Source organism: Vibrio sp. T9 (assembly GCF_003123985.1).
Classification (GTDB): domain Bacteria; phylum Pseudomonadota; class Gammaproteobacteria; order Enterobacterales; family Vibrionaceae; genus Vibrio; species Vibrio diabolicus.
Map to the genome: position 1 here is coordinate 1 of NZ_NIGY01000129.1, position 342 is coordinate 342.

Annotated in this window: 1 protein-coding gene; it reads left to right on the forward strand. The window is 64.6% G+C overall.

Annotated elements, in window-relative coordinates; genetic code table 11:
- Positions 1-342, forward strand: a 342-nt coding sequence (locus CBX98_RS26400) for a hypothetical protein (protein ID WP_197710262.1), incomplete at both ends; no start/stop codon positions are given.

Here is a 342-nt window from a genome sequence, read left to right on the forward strand (position 1 = left end):
GGTTACGACGGCCTGTTCCGTTACGACACGGTCACCGGCAGCCTTACCCAGACACGCCACAACCCGGCCGATCCGGCCAGCCTGGTCGGCGACCAGGTGCGCCACATCGTGCGCATGCCGGACGCGTGGTGGTTCGCCACCATCAGTGGCATCAGCATCGGCTACGACGGCCAGAAGGGTTTCGTGAACCTTCGCCACGATCCGGCCGACCCGACCAGCCTGCCGCAGGATTACACCGGCTCGATGGTGTTCGATTCACACCATCGCCTGTGGCTGGGCACGTTCGGTGGCGTTGCCTACCTGGACAAATTCAATCCGCACGGCCCGTTCCGGTTTGGCCTC